The organism is Streptomyces sp. NPDC018019 (genome assembly GCF_044327805.1).
In the GTDB taxonomy this organism is placed as follows: domain Bacteria; phylum Actinomycetota; class Actinomycetes; order Streptomycetales; family Streptomycetaceae; genus Streptomyces.
In genome coordinates this window covers 172,392-191,050 of the sequence record NZ_JBIRGD010000010.1, presented here as the reverse complement: position 1 = coordinate 191,050, position 18,659 = coordinate 172,392, and the positions used below count along the sequence as shown (strand labels likewise).

At 72.5% G+C, this 18,659-nt stretch carries 17 protein-coding genes; 6 read left to right on the top strand and 11 right to left on the bottom strand.

What is annotated here, in order from left to right:
- Positions 1–4: 4 nt before the first annotated feature.
- Positions 5–1,165: a cystathionine gamma-synthase gene (locus ACH4FX_RS19010; protein WP_398480327.1), complete on the bottom strand. Its 1,161-nt coding sequence runs from the start codon at positions 1,163–1,165 to the stop codon at positions 5–7.
- Between the two features lie 173 nt (positions 1,166–1,338).
- On the opposite strand from ACH4FX_RS19010, the gene ACH4FX_RS19005 reads away from it, so the two are divergent.
- Together ACH4FX_RS19005 and msrA are read left to right on the top strand one after the other, a co-directional pair.
- A complete protein-coding gene (locus ACH4FX_RS19005) occupies positions 1,339–2,445 on the top strand; it encodes a hypothetical protein (protein WP_398480325.1) in 1,107 nt (368 codons plus the stop codon).
- A gap of 155 nt (positions 2,446–2,600) precedes the next feature.
- Positions 2,601–3,269 carry a peptide-methionine (S)-S-oxide reductase MsrA gene (msrA, locus tag ACH4FX_RS19000; protein ID WP_398480324.1) on the top strand — a complete coding sequence of 223 codons (669 nt, stop codon included), beginning with the start codon at positions 2,601–2,603 and terminating at the stop codon, positions 3,267–3,269.
- 87 nt (positions 3,270–3,356) lie between these two features.
- Here msrA and ACH4FX_RS18995 read toward each other — a convergent pair whose 3' ends face one another.
- The 5 genes from ACH4FX_RS18995 to ACH4FX_RS18975 all read right to left on the bottom strand — a co-directional run bounded on the left by ACH4FX_RS18995 (position 3,357) and on the right by ACH4FX_RS18975 (position 9,219).
- Positions 3,357–4,088, bottom strand: a complete 732-nt coding sequence (locus tag ACH4FX_RS18995) for an ALF repeat-containing protein (protein WP_398480322.1) — start codon at positions 4,086–4,088, stop codon at positions 3,357–3,359.
- A 261-nt stretch (positions 4,089–4,349) separates the two neighbouring features.
- Entirely contained in the window at positions 4,350–5,681 is a 1,332-nt protein-coding gene (locus ACH4FX_RS18990) for a serine hydrolase domain-containing protein (RefSeq protein WP_398480320.1), read from the bottom strand.
- A 240-nt stretch (positions 5,682–5,921) separates the two neighbouring features.
- A complete protein-coding gene (locus tag ACH4FX_RS18985) occupies positions 5,922–7,229 on the bottom strand; it encodes a DUF2786 domain-containing protein (RefSeq protein ID WP_398480318.1) in 1,308 nt (435 codons plus the stop codon).
- 161 nt (positions 7,230–7,390) lie between these two features.
- On the bottom strand, positions 7,391–8,635 hold the full coding sequence (locus tag ACH4FX_RS18980; protein ID WP_398480316.1) for an Ig-like domain-containing protein: 1,245 nt from the start codon (positions 8,633–8,635) through the stop codon (positions 7,391–7,393).
- A 203-nt stretch (positions 8,636–8,838) separates the two neighbouring features.
- Complete coding sequence (locus tag ACH4FX_RS18975; RefSeq protein WP_398480314.1) at positions 8,839–9,219, bottom strand: hypothetical protein; 381 nt, start codon at positions 9,217–9,219, stop codon at positions 8,839–8,841.
- Between the two features lie 115 nt (positions 9,220–9,334).
- On the opposite strand from ACH4FX_RS18975, the gene ACH4FX_RS18970 reads away from it, so the two are divergent.
- Positions 9,335–9,682: a hypothetical protein gene (locus ACH4FX_RS18970; protein ID WP_398480312.1), complete on the top strand. Its 348-nt coding sequence runs from the start codon at positions 9,335–9,337 to the stop codon at positions 9,680–9,682.
- Between the two features lie 186 nt (positions 9,683–9,868).
- Here the strand turns inward: ACH4FX_RS18970 and hutH are convergent, their stop codons facing one another.
- The 5 genes from hutH to ACH4FX_RS18945 all read right to left on the bottom strand — a co-directional run bounded on the left by hutH (position 9,869) and on the right by ACH4FX_RS18945 (position 16,254).
- Positions 9,869–11,413, bottom strand: coding sequence for a histidine ammonia-lyase (hutH, locus tag ACH4FX_RS18965; RefSeq protein WP_398480310.1), 1,545 nt, complete (start codon positions 11,411–11,413; stop codon positions 9,869–9,871).
- Between the two features lie 83 nt (positions 11,414–11,496).
- A complete protein-coding gene (locus tag ACH4FX_RS18960; protein WP_398480511.1) occupies positions 11,497–12,585 on the bottom strand; it encodes a diguanylate cyclase domain-containing protein in 1,089 nt (362 codons plus the stop codon).
- A 190-nt stretch (positions 12,586–12,775) separates the two neighbouring features.
- Complete coding sequence (locus ACH4FX_RS18955; RefSeq protein WP_398480308.1) at positions 12,776–13,570, bottom strand: enoyl-CoA hydratase/isomerase family protein; 795 nt, start codon at positions 13,568–13,570, stop codon at positions 12,776–12,778.
- Between the two features lie 227 nt (positions 13,571–13,797).
- Positions 13,798–14,988: an adenylate/guanylate cyclase domain-containing protein gene (locus tag ACH4FX_RS18950; protein WP_398480306.1), complete on the bottom strand. Its 1,191-nt coding sequence runs from the start codon at positions 14,986–14,988 to the stop codon at positions 13,798–13,800.
- Positions 14,989–15,363: 375 nt separating this feature from the next.
- Positions 15,364–16,254 carry a biotin--[acetyl-CoA-carboxylase] ligase gene (locus ACH4FX_RS18945; protein ID WP_398480304.1) on the bottom strand — a complete coding sequence of 297 codons (891 nt, stop codon included), beginning with the start codon at positions 16,252–16,254 and terminating at the stop codon, positions 15,364–15,366.
- 141 nt (positions 16,255–16,395) lie between these two features.
- Between ACH4FX_RS18945 and ACH4FX_RS18940 the strand changes: the two genes are divergently transcribed.
- The 3 genes from ACH4FX_RS18940 to mmpB all read left to right on the top strand — a co-directional run bounded on the left by ACH4FX_RS18940 (position 16,396) and on the right by mmpB (position 18,482).
- Positions 16,396–17,985 (top strand): acyl-CoA carboxylase subunit beta, encoded by a 1,590-nt coding sequence (locus ACH4FX_RS18940; RefSeq protein WP_398480302.1) that lies wholly within the window; start codon positions 16,396–16,398, stop codon positions 17,983–17,985.
- Positions 17,986–18,052: 67 nt separating this feature from the next.
- Positions 18,053–18,268: an acyl-CoA carboxylase subunit epsilon gene (locus tag ACH4FX_RS18935; RefSeq protein ID WP_398480300.1), complete on the top strand. Its 216-nt coding sequence runs from the start codon at positions 18,053–18,055 to the stop codon at positions 18,266–18,268.
- Between the two features lie 82 nt (positions 18,269–18,350).
- Positions 18,351–18,482, top strand: coding sequence for a morphogenic membrane protein MmpB (mmpB, locus tag ACH4FX_RS18930; RefSeq protein WP_398480298.1), 132 nt, complete (start codon positions 18,351–18,353; stop codon positions 18,480–18,482).
- The last annotated feature ends 177 nt before the right edge of the window (positions 18,483–18,659 follow it).

Sequence of the window (18,659 nt, the reverse complement as noted above, 5' to 3'; positions counted from 1 at the left end):
GCGACTAACCCAGCGCCTGCGTGAGGTCGGCCACCAGGTCGTCGATCGACTCGATGCCGACCGACAGCCGTACGAGGTCGTCGGGGACCTCCAGCAGCGAACCCGCCGTCGAGGCGTGCGTCATCTTGCCCGGGTGCTCGATCAGCGACTCGACGCCGCCGAGCGACTCACCGAGGGTGAACAGCCGGGCCCGGTTGCACACCTCCACCGCGGCCTGCTCGCCGCCCGCGACGCGGAAGGAGACCATGCCGCCGAAGGAACGCATCTGCTTGGCGGCGGTCTCGTGGCCGGGGTGCTCCTTCAGGCCCGGGTAGTAGACCTGGGTGACCTTGTCGTGCCCGGCGAGCAGGTCGGCGATCCGGGCGGCGTTGGCGCTGTGCCGGTCCATCCGTACGGCCAGCGTCTTCAGGCCGCGCATCACCAGCCACGCGTCGAAGGGGCCGGCGACCGCGCCCATCGCGTTCTGGTGGTAGGCCAGTTCGTCGCCGAGCGCGGCGTCGTCGACGACCAGCGCGCCGCCGACCACGTCCGAGTGGCCGCCCATGTACTTGGTCGTGGAGTAGACCACCACGTCCGCGCCGAGGGCCAGCGGCTGCTGGAGGTAGGGGCTGGCGAAGGTGTTGTCCACGACCAGGCGCACACCGGCGTCGCGCGCGACGGCCGCGAGCGCGGGGATGTCCGTGATGCCGAGGAGCGGGTTGCTGGGCGTCTCGACCCAGATCGCCTTCGTACGGGGGCGCAGGGCGTCCCGTACGGCCTGCGGGTCGGAGGTGTCGGCGACCGACCACTCCACGCCCCACCGCTCGACGACCTTGGAGATCAGGCGGAACGTGCCGCCGTAGGCGTCATTGGGGATCACGACGTGGTCGCCGGGCACCAGAAGGGTGCGCAGCAGGCAGTCCTCGGCCGCGAGGCCGGAGGCGAAGGCCAGGCCGCGGCGGCCGCCGTCGAGGGCGGCGAGGTTCTCCTCCAGGGCGGTACGCGTCGGGTTGGCGCTGCGGCTGTACTCGTAGCCGCCGCGCAGCCCGCCCACGCCGTCCTGCTTGTAGGTGGACACCTGGTAGATGGGCGGTACCACCGCGCCGGTCAGCTCGTCGGGCTCCTGACCTGCGTGGATGGCAAGGGTCTCGAAATTCTGGGGGCGCTGCTCGCGCTGCTCGCTCATGTCTGCCGAGGGTAGTCGTCCACCCCCGCGAACTTTCCGGAACTTTCTGCTTCGCTGGATAGTGGATACATACAAGACACATTCCCGCCCGGGCCCCGGGCGGACCACGTACCCGCCGCACCCGCTTCACCCGTCCCACCCGCCGCCCACGACCGGAATCCGAGACTGACCACATGGACGCTCTGCTGGTTCTCTTCGCCGCTGCCGCCCTCGGCGGTCTCGTCCTGCTGCCCTGGCTGCGGCGGAGGCAGGCCGTGCAGCAGGCCCGGCAGGGGTTCGCGGTGGCCGCCGACCCCACCGCGGGCTACGGCTTCGTCCCGCCCCAGGAGCTCGACGTACGGCTGCCCGGCCCCGACCAGGAGCTGGAGGAGGCCCTCGACGAGATCCGGCGCACCCACGACTGGCGGCCCGCCGCCCAGCTGCTGAACGCCACCGGAGAGGACTGGGAGCGCCGCTGGCAGCGGGTGCAGACGCTCGCCGGGGCCGCGGCGTTCGAGCTGGCGGAACGGCCCGGACAGGGCGGCATCTGGCTGCGTACGTGGCGTTCCGAGGCGCCCAAGGACCCGGGCGGCGCGCAGACGCACGCCCAGTTCCTGGTCCTCCAGGCGCTCCGCGACCCCGGCTCGCAGGACTTCCGCATGATCCTGGAGGAGGCCCGTACGGTCTGCCGCGAAGCGGGGCTGCTGGCGCCGGGCAGCCCGATCCCGTACATCACCGAGCTGGCCGTCGCCCGCGGTCTCGGCGAGCGCCGCGCCGACTACGACGCGCTGTGGTCGGAGGTCACCCAGCGTGCCCCGCACCATATGGGCGCCCACCTCGCCGCGCTGCCCTACTGGTCGCAGAAGTGGCACGGTTCCAAGGAGGAGGCCACCGCCTTCACCGAGGCCGCCGCCGCGGGCGCGCCCGCCAAGAGCCTGCTCCCGGCCCTCCCGCTGTTCGCGGTCCACGACCACCTGCCCGAGGCCAACATGGTCCGCGGCCTCTTCCAGAGCGCGGTCGTCGAACGCGCGATAGAGGGTGCGCACTTCGCACTGCGCGAGGCCCCCGCGGACCACCCCATGGCGCCGCACGTCCGGCACCTGCTCATCTGGTTCCTCGTCCACGCCGAGCGCTACGAGGAGGCCCTGGAACAGCTCCGCCTGGTGGACGGCCACGTCGGCGCGGTCCCGTGGTCGTACGGCAGCAGCCCCGCCGCCGCCTACGCCGCCTACCGGGCCCAGGCCGTGGCCGGCTGGGAACGCGGCGGGGGCACCTCGGCGGATTTCCGGCCGCGGCCGTAGGCGGCGGGCCGGGTGGGCGGGCGGCGGGGCCGCGTGGTGGAGTCGTGGTGCCGGCCGCCGGAATGTGTCCGGCCCGTCCGGCGTTGCACCCACCGGTTGGCCTTCGCCCGTACCGGTCGCCCGTGTCCTTCCTCCCGCCACAGGAGCCCGACGCCATGCTCTTCAACCGCTTCAAGACCGCCCTCCCCTCCCCCGAGGAGGCCCTGAAGGGCCGCTCCGAGCCCGCCTTCACCGTCCCCGACCGCCACACGGTCCTCGGTACGCCGCTCGCCGGCCCGTACCCCGCGCACCTGCGCGTCGCCGACTTCGGGCTGGGCTGCTTCTGGGGCGCCGAGCGCAAGTTCTGGCAGGCCGAGGGCGTCTGGACGACCCTGGTCGGCTACCAGGGCGGCCACACCCCGAATCCCACGTACGAAGAGGTGTGCAGCGGCCTCACCGGCCACACCGAAGCGGTCCGCGTCGTCTACGACCCCGCCAAGATCTCCTACGACGCCCTCCTGAAGCTCTTCTGGGAGTCCCACGACCCCACCCAGGGCTTCCGCCAGGGCAACGACACCGGCACCCAGTACCGCTCCGCGGTCTACACCCACTCCCCCGCCGACCAGCAGGCCGCCGAAGCCTCCCGCACGGCCTACCAGGCCGTCCTGCACTCCTCCGGCTACGGCGACATCACCACCGAGATCCTCCCCGCCACCCCCGACCGCCCCTTCTACCCGGCCGAGGACTACCACCAGCAATACCTGGACAAGAACCCGGCGGGGTACTGCGGGATCGGGGGGACGGGGGTGAGCTGTCCGGTGGGGGTGGCTCCCACCGACGGCTGATGCGGACGCACGCCTACCGAGTCCTCTGGCCGCGGGACGGATTGGGCATGGTGGCGGCGGCGATCGAGGCGGGCCGGGCGTCCGGGGTTACTGCGCGCGCTTACGGGCGGCCTCGTCGCGCTTTTTCATGAGTTCCTCGAAATCGCGCTTGTACGCCTGGTGGGCGCCGGTGTGGATGAACTCCTTCCAGGCGGCCGGGTCGGAGCTGTTCAGCGCCCGCAGACCCGCCGCATAGAGCCCGGTGTTCCGGGATTCGGCGGGGGTGTCGCGCAGTACTTCGCGGAGGAAGGCGTCGTCGCTGAGGCCAAGCATGGTCTCGGAGGCAACGACGCCGAACAGGGCCGCGGTTTGCTTACGGGCGGCGATTTCCTTGGGGCGCTCGGCGTCCTTGCGGAGTTTCTCCTCCACTTCCCTGATCTCGCGGTCCACGTCGCGCCAGTGGGCCTCACGGGCGCCGTTGGCCATGAACTCCTGCCGGTCGGCCGGGCCGCCGTTCAGGGCGCGGGCGATCGCGGCCCTGACTTCCGGCCCGGCAGCGGGGTGTTCCGCAATGGCGCGGAGGAAGTCGGCGTCGTCGAGCTCCACCAGGTCGGGGCGGTTCGGAATACCCACCGTGCTCAGGACCTGGGCCCTGGCCTGCCGGGCCATGCGCTCGACCCTGGCCTTCTCGAACATCCGCTGTATTTCCTCGGTCGTGAGCCCGGATTTCCTGGGTTCGGAGTCCGGCGTCGCGGCAGCGGCGGCCATCGGTGCGGCTACACCGGTGACTGCGGCCAGTACGGTGGCGGTCACGATGCCGCGCGCGATGGCTGTGCGCATGCGCGCGGAGTGGGCGTGGTGTGTGCTCATGCTGTTCTCGGTAACCCTTCGGACCGCCTCACATGGGGTCTATCCATGTGTGCGGGGCGGACATTGCTGTATCCAGCGAATCCTTATAGGCCACTGATCGAGCGTCAAATGGAATATACGGCGGTGGGCAACCTGATGGGCCTTGAAGCGCGGAAGCTGGTCGGTGATCCGGTGGGGCGTTTCCGGGCATTGGCGGGCGCGCGGACCGTTGCGGGGCCGCGCGCCCTCGGCTCAGTGCCGTGCCGCTGCTGCCGGTGCCGCTGTTTCCATGCGGCTGAGGAGAGCGCCGGCGGTCCCGGCTCCCGCCGTGGTCTTGCCGCACAGTGCCTGGACGATATGCGTGTGCAGGGCGGCGTCGACCGGGTGGGGCTGTGACGGATCGCCGTCCAGCCGCTGGTACTTCATCAGGTTGATGCCCAGCGACACCTGACGTCGGCCGTCCTGGCTCGTCAGCGCGTAGGTGCCGGCGCCGAACACTCCGCCGCTGTGGCCCCAGAACCGGCCGCACGGCAGGTCCTGCGCGGCCAGCCCGAGTCCGTAGTGCCCCAGCACCTGGCCCGTGGCGTCCTGGACCGGGACGGTGGTCTGCATCTCCCGCAGCTCGGCGGGGCCCAGGAGTTCGCCGGTGAGCAGCGCGCGGTAGAACTGGTTCAGGTCGGCGGTGGTCGAGACCAGTGAGCCGAGGGACCAGGCCCAGGACATGTCGTAGACGCTGTAGTCGCGCGGCGGGTCGATCCGGCCGTACAGGGACTCGTACATCTTCGCGTGCGGACCCTTGATGTACGGGGTGCGCGGGAAGTAGGTGTGGCGCAGTCCGGCCGCGCGGATGACGTGCCGCGTCAGGTATTGCTCCGCGTCCTGGCCGGTGACCTTGGTCAGGATCAGCCCGGCGAGAACGTAATTGGTGTTGGAGTACGAGTGCACGGCGCCGGGTTCCCCGGTCCGCGGTTCCGCCAGACCGTACCGGACGAGTTCCAGGGGACTGAAGTGGCGGAAACGGTTGTCGTCCAAGCTTTGCGGTTCCAGGCGGCGCAGCGACGGGAAGGCGCCCGGTATGTAGTCGCCGATGCCGCTGGTGTGGTTGAGCAGCATCCGTACGGTGATCTGACGGCCCAGGTCGCCGGGGACGACGCCGGGGAGGTAGCGGGCGACCGGCGCGTCGAGTTCGATCCGGTCCCGCGCGACCTGCTGGAGGATGCCGACCGCGGTGAAGGTCTTGGTGACGCTGCCGATCCGGTGTTCCATCTGGGAACGGACCGGGCGCCCGGTGTCGATGTCGGCGAGGCCGGCGGCTCCCCGCCATTCGTCCCCGCCGTCGCGTACGGCCGCGTAGACGCCGTACATGCCGGCCGAGTGGATCGCGGCGAGGGACCGGTCGAGGTCCTTGCGGCCGAGGCCTTCGGTGACCAGGTTGTGCGAGGTGGGAGCGGGTGCCGCCGCGGACGCCGGGGCCGCCGCCGTGGCGGTCAGTGCGAGGGCGACTGCCACGGCGGCTCCCGTGGAACGCCATCTGGCGCGGTGGCGGCCGGAGCGGCGGAGCGGGGTGGGTATGGGTAAGGGCATGGAGCCGGTCTCCTGTGGAGGTCTGCGGGCCCGGTGGGCGGGCCAGGCGGTATCGGGCCGTACGTTCACGGGCCGGACAGCGGACAGCCGCGGCCGTTGTCCGGCCGCGGCATATGCGGACCATGATTCTCGCGGGCGCGGCGGGGCCCGCCATCCTCCGTGAGCAGGAGCACGATCCGGCCGATGCGGTACGGCGCGGACACATCACCTGGCCGCGGCCGTCCCGAGCGGGGCGGGGACCTACGCCTCGCTCCGCCTCCCCAGCCGCGCCCGGTCCGCCGCTGCCCTGCCCTGTTCCCAGCCGACGGCGTCCCGTACGCCGCGCATGCGGACGGCGGCGGTCTCCGGGAAGAGATCTCCGGTGGTCCGCGCCACCGCGACCTCGCGGGCGGCCAGTGCCGGCAGGAGGTCCGGGGCGCCGCCCGCGGCCTCGGCGGTCGCCTCCTCGGTGGCCGCGGTGAGGCGGGTGCGGATGCGGTCCGCGTATGCGACGAGGAAGGTCTGCCGGAAGTCGCGGGTGCGGCGGGAGCGGCCGCGGCTGTGGTGTGCGTCGCCCGCTCGGTGCATGGCGGTGGTGGCCTGGAGGAGCAGCGACGTGTAGAGCAGTTCGGCGGCCTCCAGGTCGGCCTCGAAGCCGATGAGGGTGGAGAAGCCGACGTCGCCGGACCAGACGGCCTGGCAGCGGTTGGCGGCGGCGACGGCGTCGAGCAGCAGCGCCTTCGCCTGCTCGTACGGGCCCTCGATGCCGACGCGGATGGCCGAGGGGCCTGCGGCCCGGCCGTGTCCGGTCCCCGGCGCAGCCGCACCGCCCGGAGCGGCCCGGCCGTCCCCGGCCGCAGCGGCGTGGTCGAGCAGCGCCGCGTCGATGCTGTGCCGCGCCATCAGCTCCTGGGCCTTGGCCGACAGTGCCTCCGCCTCTTCCGGGTAGTCCGTCGCCTCGGCCTTGGCCAGCAGGCCCCGGATGCGGCCGAGCGCCCGGGACTCGGCGGGTGTGCCTGCGCGTGCGGGCCGCGCGGCCGGCAGGGGCGTGATGCGGGGCAGCCGCCCCAGGACTCGCAGCGCTGCCAGCACGTCGTACGTCGTCTCGAAGCGTGAGCTGCGGCGGCGGCGCGCCAGCTCTTCCAGGTAGCCGGTCTCCGACGGCCACCAGACCTCGGCTTGCAGGTCGTGCAGTTGTGCCGCCCAGCGGGGGCCGCGGGCGCGCTCGGCCGCCCGGCCCGCGCGCTGTGCCTCGATGGCCATCGCGTCCACGACGACTGCGGTACGCGGGCCGCCACCCGTCTCCCGCCGTACGATCCGCTCCAGGTCGGCGGGCTGCCAGCCGCCGTGCCAGCAGCGGCGTACGGCGTCCTCCGCCGCGGCCAGCAGCGCGGCGCTGACGGCCCCCGGTCCCGCGGGGGCCGCCGCGAGCATCGAGGCCCCGGCCTCCAGGGCGTCCTCGGCGGGTGCCCCGTCCTCGGCGTACCGGACGCTGCCGAGCACCGTGCCGACCAGTTCACGGGCCGCGGCCCGGTCCTGCTGCCGCTGTCCGTCCTTGCGCTTGCTCACGCGATCACCTTACGGAGGCGGGTGTGGCGGCACGCACCGGCGGGCGGACGAGGTGCACGCACCGGCGGGCGGCTCCCTCCGTCGTGGAGGGAGCCGCCCGCCTGGTGTGTATGTGCGTGTGCGTGCTCAGGGCGAAGGGAGAGGGGGAGGTGCCGGGCGGGCTACTTGACGGCGCTGCCCGCGACCCACTCGTTCCAGTCCATGTTCCAGCCGTTGAGCCCGTTGTCCGGCTTGATCGTCTTGTCGGGGGAGTTGACCATCTGGACGACATCGCCGATCAGCGAGTTCTGGTAGAACCAGGCGCCGTCCGTGCCCGGGTCGCCGGCGCCCTTCACGTCCTCCAGGCCGATGCAGCCGTGGCTGGTGTTGGCGCTGCCGAAGATGCCCTTGCCCCAGTAGTTGCCGTGCAGGAAGGTGCCGGAGCTGGACAGGCGCATGGCGTGCGGCACGTCGGGGATGTCGTACTCGCCCTTGCCGTCGTTGTTCGTGAAGCCGACCGTGGAGCCGTCCATCCGGGTCTGCTGGTACTTCTCCGAGACGACCATCTTGCCGTTGTACGTCGGGTGGTCCTTGCTGCCCGCGGAGATCGGGATGGTCCGGATCGTCTTGCCGTCGCGCACCACCGTCATCTGGTGGGTCTTGGCGTCGACCGTGCTGACCTGGGAACGGCCGATCTGGAAGTCGACCTTCTTGTTCTGGACGCCCTTGACGCCGGGGGAAGCCTCCACGCCGTCCAGCTTCAGGTCCACGCTGACCTTGGAGCCGGCCTTCCAGTAGTCCTTCGGGCGGAAGTCCAGGCGCCGGTCGCCGAACCAGTGGCCGACGATCTCCTGGTTGCTGCTGGACGCCACCTTGATCGCGGACTGGACGTCCTTCTTGTTCTTCACCGGCTTGTCGAAGGTGACCGACACGGGCATGCCGACGCCGACGGTCGAGCCGTCCTCCGGCGTGTAGTTCCCTATGAAGCTGCTCTTCGGGGAGACCGTGGTGAAGGTCGAGTGCTCCACCGCCTTGCGGCCCTTGTCGTCGGCGGCGTGCGCGGTGATCGTGTACTTGGTCGAGCGCTCCAGCTGCTTCTTCGGCTTCCAGGAGGCGCCGTCGGCGGCGAGCGTGCCCTCGACCGGCTTCTTGTCCTCGCCCGCGGTCATCTTGACGTCGGTCAGCTTGCCGCCGGTGACGCTGACCTTGGCGTCGCTGTTGATGCCCGCGTCGGCCGCACCGTTCTCCGGCGATATCTTGATCTTGGCTGCCGAGGCGTCCTTCGCCGCCGCCTCGTCGACCTTCTTCGTGTTGTCCTGGCCGCCACCGTCACCGCCGTCGCCGCCGCCGCAGGCCCCGAGTGTCAGCACACCCCCGAGCAAAGCGGCAGTGGCTATCAGGCCCTTGCGACGCTTGCTGTCCGTCATCACACGATTCTCCATTGCCTTGCTGCCGAACCCGGAAACCCCCGAGGCCGGGCGCCGCACCGCAGACCGCCGGGCGACACCTCAGGAACGTCTGTTCCGTTTCGTCCGTTCCATACGTAGGGCAGCTGTGGGAAACGCCACGCAACCCCCGGACGGCGATGTACGTCGTCCGGGAGCGCGTGGTGCCGGTGCGGCGGCCCGGTTCAGAAGCGGACCCGCACCCCGTCGCCGGTCTCCGCGCCCGCGGGCTCGTCCTCCTCCGGGAAGTCCTCGTCCTCCGCCTCGTTTCCGAGAACCCAGTCCGCGTCCGCGTCGTAGTCGATCTCCTCGCTGCTCCAGGACGCCTGGGTCAGCTCGACCCCGGGCACGTCCTCGACCAGGTCGAGGGGGTCCACCAGGTACGCCAGGGCCTCCGCCGGATCGCTCTGGACCGTTTCCCGCGCATGCCCGCGCTCCTCGGCGGGTAGGGAAGGGTCACCGTTGATGTGGTCGAGTGCCGCGCCGGTCAGCCGGCCCGAGTCCGTGACCTCCATGACCAGTTCGACATGGAGCCGGACAAACCGTGATGTCTCGTCATTGCTCATGTCTGGGAGCGTAAGCACCAGCCGGTCCTGACTTCCCCACGACCCGCGGCTGTCACTAACATCTGTTGTCAACGGTCAATTTGCCGAGCCCACAAGGGGGATCGTTTCCGTGCCCGTGACCGCACGTCGACCACTGCTGACCGCCGCAGCCGCGGGATCGGTACTGCTCGCGCTGTGGTTCGTACCGTCCGCGAACGCCACCGTCGAACACGGCGACCGGACGACGCACGCCCCCCGGTCGGCCCAGCAGGACGCCGGGGACCAGGCCCGGTCCGGGCCCCAGTCCCAGCCGCGATCCGCCGGCCAGGCCGAGCAGCAGGCGCAGCAGACGCAGGAAGCGCTGCTCGCGGACACCGGCGCGTTCGACACCACGCCGTACGTCGTCGGTGGCGCGGCCTTCCTCGGTATCGGCGCAGGTCTGGTCGGTTTCTCGGTCCGCCGTCAGCGCGGCGGCGAGGTCTGAGACGGGTCCGCGGCGCCCCGACCTGGCGAAGAAGCGCGAGAGCAGCGCGAAAGAAACATCAAGGGAAGCGCGAGGGCGCGGCGGTGCGCGTCCGGTGAAGCGGGCCGCACCCGGCCCGCCGGATCTGCGGCGGCCCCCGCCGGACCCGCGCCGTCAGGCCCGGCGCAGGTCCGAGGTCCCGCGCCGTCAGGCCAGCTCGCCGGTGACCCGCTCGACCGCCTCGACGAGCCGGCCGCTGCGTACGAAGTCGTACGCCGCCTCCAGGTCCGGCGCGAGGAAACGGTCCTCCCCGGGCCCCTGAATGCCCGCGGCCCGTACGGCGTCCAGCACCGCGCGGGTGGCCGGTGCCGGGGTCAGGCCGTCGCGCATCTCCACCGCCCGGGTCGCCGCGTACAGCTCGACGGCGAGCACCCGGGTCAGGTTGTCCACGGCGGTCCGCAGCTTGCGCGCCGCCGACCAGCCCATGGAGACGTGGTCCTCCTGCATCGCGGAGGACGGGATGGAGTCCACCGAGGCGGGTGCCGCCAGCCGCTTCAGCTCGCTGACCAGCGCGGCCTGCGTGTACTGAGCGATCATCAGGCCCGAGTCGACGCCCGGGTCGCCGGCCAGGAACGCGGGCAGGCCGTGCGAGCGGTTCTTGTCCAGCAGGCGGTCCGTACGGCGTTCGGCGATCGAGCCGAGGTCGGCCGCGGCGACCGCCAGGAAGTCCAGTACGTAGGCGACCGGCGCACCGTGGAAGTTGCCGTTCGACTCGACCCGGCCGTCCTCCAGGACCACCGGGTTGTCCACGGCGGCGGCCAGCTCCCGGCTCGCGACCAGGCGGGCGTGGTCCAGCGTGTCCCGGCCCGCGCCCGCGACCTGCGGGGCGCAGCGGATGGAGTACGCGTCCTGGACGCGCGGCGCGTCGTCCTGGTGGTGGCCGGTGAGTCCCGAACCGGCCAGGACCTTGAGCATGTTGGCGGCCGAGGCGGCCTGTCCGGGGTGCGGGCGGATGGCGTGCAGCTCGGGCGCGAGCACCTTGTCCGTACCGAGCAGCGCCTCCAGGGAGAGCGCCGCGGTGATGTCCGCGGTGGTGAACAGGCGGGCCAGGTCGGCACAGGCCATGATCAGCATGCCGAGCATGCCGTCGGTGCCGTTCAGGAGGGCCAGGCCCTCCTTCTCGCGCAGCTCGACCGGCGCGATGCCGTGTTCGGCGAGCAGCTCGGCGGCCGGCCGTACGACGCCGTCCGCGCCCTCCGCCTCGCCCTCCCCCATGAGCGTCAGCGCGCAGTGCGACAGCGGCGCGAGGTCGCCGGAGCAGCCGAGCGAGCCGTACTCGTGGACGACCGGGGTGATCCCGGCGTTGAGGATCTCGGCCATGGTGGCGACGACCAGCGGGCGGACGCCGGTGTGCCCGGAGGCCAGCGTCTTCAGGCGCAGGAACATCAGGGCGCGCACCACCTCGCGCTCCACCCGCGGCCCCATGCCGGCGGCGTGCGAGCGCACGATGTTGCGCTGGAGCTGGGCGCGCAGGTCCGGACTGATGTGGCGGACGGCCAGGGCGCCGAAGCCCGTGGAGACGCCGTACACCGGGTCCGGCTTGGCCGCGAGGTCGTCGATGACCGCGCGGGCGGCGGCGACGGCCGCCGTGGCCTCCTCGGACAGCTCGATACGGGCGGCGCCGCGGGCGACGGCGATGACGTCCTGTGCGGTCGTGCCGGACGTCCCCAGCACCACAGTGTGCATATCCATATTCAGGCACCCTAGAGACTGAATCCCTGGATGTCACCACTGGGTTCGCAGCGGCCCCAGGGACGGCCCGCCGCGCGGCCGTCTCAGCGCCGGAACCGGCGGCGCTCCGTGGACGAGGCGCGCTCCGGGGCGTCGGCCAGGCGCACCACCGGATCGTCCGTACCGCCCTCCCGGCCCGCCACGACCGGGCTGCGCGAGCCGGCCCCCTTCGCCCGGTACTGGGCGGCGTCGGCCAGCCGGAACAGGCGCCGGGCCGAGCGCACCGGGCCGATCGGGTCGCCGGTCGAGGCGACGCCGACCGCGACGCCCTCGCCCAGCTCCAGCTCCGCGGCCCGGTCGCACAGCTCCGCGGCCACCTTGGCCACCTCGTCGGCCGGGGGACCCACCGTGAGCAGGCAGAACTCGTCGCCGCCGAGCCGGGCGGCGAGGGCGCCGGGCAGTATCGCGCCGCACAGGGAGAGCACCGAGCCGAATCGTTCCAGCAGCCGGTCGCCGACGGCGTGCCCGCACGAGTCGTTCACCCGCTTCAGCCCGTTGAGGTCGCACACCACCAGGCTCACCACCGCCCCGTCCCGGCGGTGCCGCTCCAGCGCCTCGTCGAGCCGCATGTCGACCGCGCGCCGGTTGGCGAGGCCGGTCAGGGCGTCCGTGAAGGCCAGCCGGCGCGCCTCCGCCAGCCGCTCCGTCTGCGCGATCCCGGCGGCGGTCACCGCCGCCAGTACGGTGGCGAAGTCCGCGTCCGCCCGCGTGAAGACCGGCTCCCCCACCGAGCGGGCCACGTACAGCTCGCCCCACGCGCGCCCGTGCAGCACGATCGGCGCGACCACGCAGCAGCCCCGGCCCCGGCGGCGCAGCGCGGCCACCCGCTGGTGGTTGTACGGGCCCTCCTGCGCCGTGCCGTCGGCGGTCTCGACCCACGCGTTGGGCTGGCCGCCCCCGGCCCACTGCTCGTGCAGGAATCCGACGATCTCCGGGAACTCGTGCACCGGATACGCCTCGTGCCGGGGGAACTCCTCTTCGCCCTCGGCCAGTTCACCGACGTTGACCAGCACCTTCAACCGGCCCAGCTCGCGCTCCCAGGCCGAGATCGCCGCGAAGGAGCCCCCTATGGCCGCCCGCACCCCCTCCGCGGCGGCCCGTGCCGACTCGCGCGGGGTGTGCGCGGCGGCCATCGCCTGCGCCAGTGCCACCACGGCCCGAAGCCTGTCGTCACCCTCGTCCGTCACCGGACCTCACATTCCGTCACCGTGCGCACTTCGTGTCACTACAGCGTAGGAACGTTCGGGGCCGTTCGCCTTTTCCGGTTGGACACGGTGGGTCACGCCGCCAGGCGGGCGGGCCGCCGCGGGTGCGCCGCGGCCCTCACTCGCCCGGCCACTCCGGCTGCCGCTTCTCGTTGAAAGCGGCCACCCCTTCCGCGCGGTCGCCCGAGAAGGCCACGCTGCGCCATGCGCCGTCCTCCAGGTCCAGCCCGGCCCGCAGGTCGAGGCCATGGCCCAGGCGCAGGGCGCGCTTGGCGGCGCGGAGGCCGACCGGGGAGTTCCGGGCGATGCGTCCGGCCAGCGACAGGGCTTCCGCGGTGTCCTGGCCCGCCTCCACCAGCTGGTCGACGAGGCCCAGGTCACGGGCCTCGGCCGCCTCCACGCGCCGCGCCGTGAAGATCAGCTCGGCCGCCCGTGCCGCACCGACGCGGCGCGGCAGCAGCTGCGTACCGCCGCCCCCGGGGATCACGCCCACCGACACCTCCGGCAACCCGACCACGGCCGTACGGTCCGCCACGATCAGGTCGCAGGCCAGCGCCAGCTCGAAGCCGCCGCCGAGCGCGAAGCCGTGGACGGCGGCGATGGTGGGCATCGGCAGGTCCAGGACGCCGGTGTAGGCGGCCCGGGTGCGCGGACGCTGCCGCATCAGGTCGGCGTCGCTGAAGGAGTTGCGTTCCTTCAGGTCGGCGCCCACGCAGAACGCGCGCTCGTGGGTGGAGGTCAGGACGGTGACGCGGACGTCGCGGTCGGCGGCGAGGGCGTCGCAGGCGGCGGTGAGGGCATCGGCCATGGCCGTGGACACCGCGTTCATCGCCTTGGGCCGGTCGAGCCGCAGTTCGGCCACGTGGCCGTGGCGGTGTACGCCGACGACGTCCCCGAAGCGTTGCGTGTCCATGCAGCACCCTCCCTGGTCAACGGTGATTCGTTAACGATCGTTCGCCACTCTAGCCAGGGGGTGCCGCGGCCGGAACGGGACGGATCATCCGCGCCGGGGGCAGCCGCGCCGGATCAGGCGCGCGGAGTCGGGCGCGCGGGGTCGGGTGCCCGGCGTCGGGCGCGCGGAGTCGGGCGCGCGGAGTCGGGCGCGCGGGGTCAGATGCCCGGCGTCGGGCGCGCCGGAAGTCAGGTACGCCGGCTCAGCAGCCACGGCTCCACGACGCCCAGCCCGCGCACCGGCCGCTGCCACATCGGCTGCAGCGCGAAGCGGTACTCGGGCAGCGGCCCGGCGCCGCCCGCCGCGGCCTCGGCGGCGGCCTTCGCGTCGGCCTCGGAGACCGGCGCCTCGCCGGTGCGCCCCAGCTCCTCCGCGAACGCCTCGTCGACCAGCACCGTGTCCTTCGGCGCTATCGAGGTGAGGCGGCTGGCCAGGTTCACGGTCGTGCCGAAGACATCGCCCATCCGCGTCGTGACCGTGCCGAACGCGATGCCGACGCGCAGCTCCGGCATCGTCTCGTCGTTGGCCATGGTCTCGATGAGGCGCAGGCCGATCTCGGCCGCCGTGCCCGCGTCGTCGGCCGCGAACAGCACCTCGTCGCCGAGCGTCTTGATGAGCCGGCCGCCGTGCGCGGCGACCAGGTCGGCGGCGGTGGTCTCGAACGCCTCGACCAGTTCGCCCAGTTCCTCCTCCTCCAGGCGGCGGGTCAGCCGCGTGAAGCCGACGAGGTCGGCGAAGCCCACCGCGAGCCGCCGGTCGACCATCTCCGCGTCGTCCTGGGCCTGGACGACGCGGCCGGTCGCGGCGGCGAGCTGGCGGCGCCAGACGTAGACGAGGAACTCCTCCAGCTCGGGCAGGAGCAGTTCGACCAGCGGGTAGGTGATCTCCGTACGGGTCAGGCCGGAGTCCTGGGGCTCGGTCAGGCCCTCCAGGAACGAGTCGATCTGCCAGTCGGCGAGCCGGGCCGTGGTCTGCCCGGTCGAGCGGGCCACCTGGACCGCCATCGCCTCGCTGAGCAGCCCGGCCTCCACCAGGCCCGCCAGCCGCCGCAGCGCCAGTACGTCGGCCTCGGTGAGCGCCTTGACCTGGCCGATGTCCGCGAAGCCCATGGCGCGCCAGAAGCGGGAGGCCAGCTCCATGGAGACGCCGGCGCTGCGGGCGGCCTGGAAGGGGGTGTAGCGGCGGTCGGCGCCGAGGATGAGCTGTTCCAGGCGGATGGCGATGGTGTCGTCGTCGGCGTCGCCCGCGCCGTCGGCCCGCGCCACGCCGTTCACCGCGCCGGCCGCCCGCGCCGGGTCCCCCTCGCGAGGAGCGGACCCCGTCCCACGAGGGGCGATGTCCGCTTCGCGCGGGCCGGCGCCCGAGTCGTCGGCGGTCACCGCCCGCTCCCTGTCCGTTCCCTGCGCACTGCCCTTCCGATCACTGCTCGTTCGTTGCCCGCTCCACGGCGGACCGCCTCAACGATACGGCAGGTGTGCTCTGGCTCACTCTCGCACCTCGGCGCTATCGCCCCGATCGGCACATAAGTGCGATTGCTCCCGAGGGTTCTTGACCAAGATCTGATCGTTCTTGACCGTCATACGGACGCACGCCGTGGCACCCCCGTCGCGGCCACCCGGCCCCACCCGCCAGGCCGCCACCGTACGACGCACCCTCCCGGGACACCGCGCCCGACGGTCGGACGGCAGCCGGACACCGGGCGGCGCGCGGAACGGTGGCGTACGGAACGGCGGCTTCGCCCTACTCCTGTCCGGCTACTCCTGACCGGCCGGCCGCAGGTGCACGATGTCGCCCGCGCCGACCGGCTGCTGCACCCCCTCCTCCGTCGCCAGCACCAGCCGGCCGTCGCCGTCGATGGCCACCGCCTCGCCGCGCAGCTCCCGGTCGCCGGGCAGTTGGGCCCGTACGGACCGGCCGAGCGTGGCGCACCCGGCCGCGTACGCGTCCTGGAGGCGACAGGCCGCCGCGTCGCCGTCCGCCGCGGTCCACTGCCCGTACCAGTCCTCGACCGAGCGCAGCACCGCCCGCAGCAGCGGGTCGCGGTCGGTGACCTCGGCGCCGGCCAGACCCAGCGAACCGGCGCCGGGGACCGGCAGCTCCTCGGCACGCAGCGTGACGTTGAGGCCGATGCCGATCACCACACCGTCCCCGGCCCGCTCCGCGAGGATGCCGCCGGCCTTGCGCTCCTGGTCACCGACGGTCACCAGCAGGTCGTTGGGCCACTTCAGGGCCGCGTCCACCCCGGCGGTGCGGGCCACCGCGCTGGCGGTCGCCACTCCGGCGAGCAGCGGCAGCCAGCCCCAGCGCTCCACGGGCACCTCGGGCGTCAGGTAGAAGGAGAAGAAGAGGCCGGAGCGCGGCGGCGCGGACCACCGGCGGTCCAGCCGCCCGCGCGCGGCCGACTGCTCCTCGGCGACGAGGACGGCGCCCTCGGCCAGCCCGGCGGCGGCCCGCGCGGCGAGGTCGGTGTTGGTCGAGCCGGTGGCGGGCACCACATCGAGGTCGGTCCACAGCCCGCCGGGCCGCAGCAGGGCCCGCCGCAGCGCCATCCGGTTCAGCGGCGGGCGTGCCAGGTCGGACCAGCGCCCTCCGGCGCCGGTTCCCGCGTGGTCTTTGTCCTGGTTTTCCGGAGGTTGAGGCGTCATGGCCCCAGCCTAGGTGTGGTCAACGACGCAGTGCCGCTGAGCAGTGCCGCCGATACGCTACGAAGCGGTAGCCCATCCCGTTCAACCCCCGTACCACCCTCGTACGAGCACCAGTCCAGGACGAGCAGGAGCCGCATCCCGATGTCCGAGCCGGAAGCACACATCACCACGACCGCGGGCAAGCTGGCCGATCTTCAGCGCAGGATCGAGGAGGCCACCCACGCCGGGTCCGCGCGAGCCGTGGAAAAGCAGCACGCGAAGGGCAAGCTGACGGCGCGTGAGCGCGTGGAGCTGCTGCTCGACGAGGGGTCGTTCGTCGAGCTGGACGAGTTCGCGCGGCACCGTTCGACCAACTTCGGCCTGGAGAGGAACCGGCCGTACGGCGATGGTGTGGTGACCGGCTACGGCACCGTCGACGGCCGCCCGATCTGTGTCTACTCGCAGGACTTCACCATCTTCGGCGGATCGCTGGGCGAGGTCTACGGCGAGAAGATCGTCAAGGTGATGGACTTCGCCCTGAAGAACGGCTGCCCGATCGTCGGCATCAACGACGGCGGCGGCGCCCGCATCCAGGAGGGGGTCGTCGCCCTCGGCCTGTTCGCGGAGATCTTCCGCCGCAATGTGCACGCCTCCGGCGTGGTGCCGCAGATCTCGCTGATCGTCGGCCCGTGCGCGGGCGGCGCGGTCTACTCCCCCGCCATCACCGACTTCACGGTCATGGTCGACCAGACCTCGCACATGTTCATCACCGGTCCCGACGTCATCAAGACCGTGACCGGCGAGGACGTGGGCTTCGAGGAGCTGGGCGGCGCCCGGACGCACAACACCACCTCGGGTGTGGCGCACCACATGGCGGGCGACGAGAAGGACGCCATCGAGTACGTCAAGGCGCTGCTGTCCTACCTGCCGTCCAACAACCTCTCCGAGCCGCCCGCCTTCCCCGAGGAGGCGGACCTGGAGACCTCGGAGTACGACCGCGAGCTGGACACGCTGATCCCGGACTCGGCGAACCAGCCGTACGACATGCACACCGCCATCGAGCACGTCCTCGACGACGGCGAGTTCCTGGAGACGCAGGCGCTCTTCGCGCCGAACATGATCACGGGCTTCGGGCGGGTGGAGGGCCACGCGGTCGGCGTGGTCGCCAACCAGCCGATGCAGTTCGCGGGCACGCTGGACATCAACGCGAGCGAGAAGGCCGCACGGTTCGTGCGCACCTGCGACGCGTTCAACGTGCCGGTGCTGACGTTCGTGGACGTACCGGGCTTCCTGCCGGGTACGGACCAGGAATGGGACGGCATCATCCGGCGCGGCGCCAAGCTGATCTACGCGTACGCCGAGGCGACGGTGCCGCTGATCACGGTCATCACGCGCAAGGCGTTCGGCGGCGCCTACGACGTCATGGGCTCCAAGCACCTGGGCGCGGACCTGAACCTGGCCTGGCCGACCGCGCAGATCGCGGTGATGGGCGCGCAGGGCGCGGTCAACATCCTGCACCGGCGCACGCTGGCCGCGATCGAGGACCCGGCCGCGCAGGACGCCCGCCGCCAGGAGCTGATCCAGGAGTACGAGGACGCGCTGCTGAACCCGTACGTGGCGGCCGAGCGCGGTTACGTGGACGCGGTGATCATGCCGTCCGAGACCCGCCGGCACATCGTCCGCGGGCTGCGCACGCTGCGCAACAAGCGCGAGTCGCTGCCGCCGAAGAAGCACGGCAACATCCCGCTGTAGGGCCGTCAGTGCCCGCCACCCGCGCTGTCCGCCGTTCGCCGCAACCCCTCCAGGAGGTCGGTTGACCATGATCAAGGTCGTCCGGGGCAACCCCACACCCGAGGAGCTGGCCGCCGCACTGGCGGTGGTTCGCACCCGCGCGGCGGCGGCCGCCGCTGCCGCCGCCTCCGCGCCCGGCACGGACCGTACGGACGCCTGGGCCGATCCGGCGTCCACGGTCCCCGGCCGCCGGCTGCCGCACCCGGGTCCGCGGGCCTGGCGCACGAGCTACTGGCCGCGCTGACCCCGGGGCCGGTCCCTTCACCCGACGGCGCTTGAGTACGCGTACTCAGGCGCCGTCGGCTTTCCCGGCGCAGGATCGAAGGATGCTGTGGTCCGATCCGCCCGACGAGCCTCCCGAGGAGCTGCGCCAGGTACAGGCGATGCTGCACCGGGTGGGCATCGTGCTGGCCGTGGCCGCGGTGATCCTGATGATCATGCTGGTCGGCGGGGCCTGAGCGCGGCGTCGGTGCCCGCGCCCGGTGCGCCCCGGTGAAAGCGGACGAAGAGCACCAGATCACACGCCCCGCCTGCAACCACCACCCCGACTTGGGACATCCTTTACTCCTGAGGCCGTGATTCGGGCGCCTGTACGGCCGGTCCGCGCGGCACCGGCCGTACGGCAAGGGGAGTGG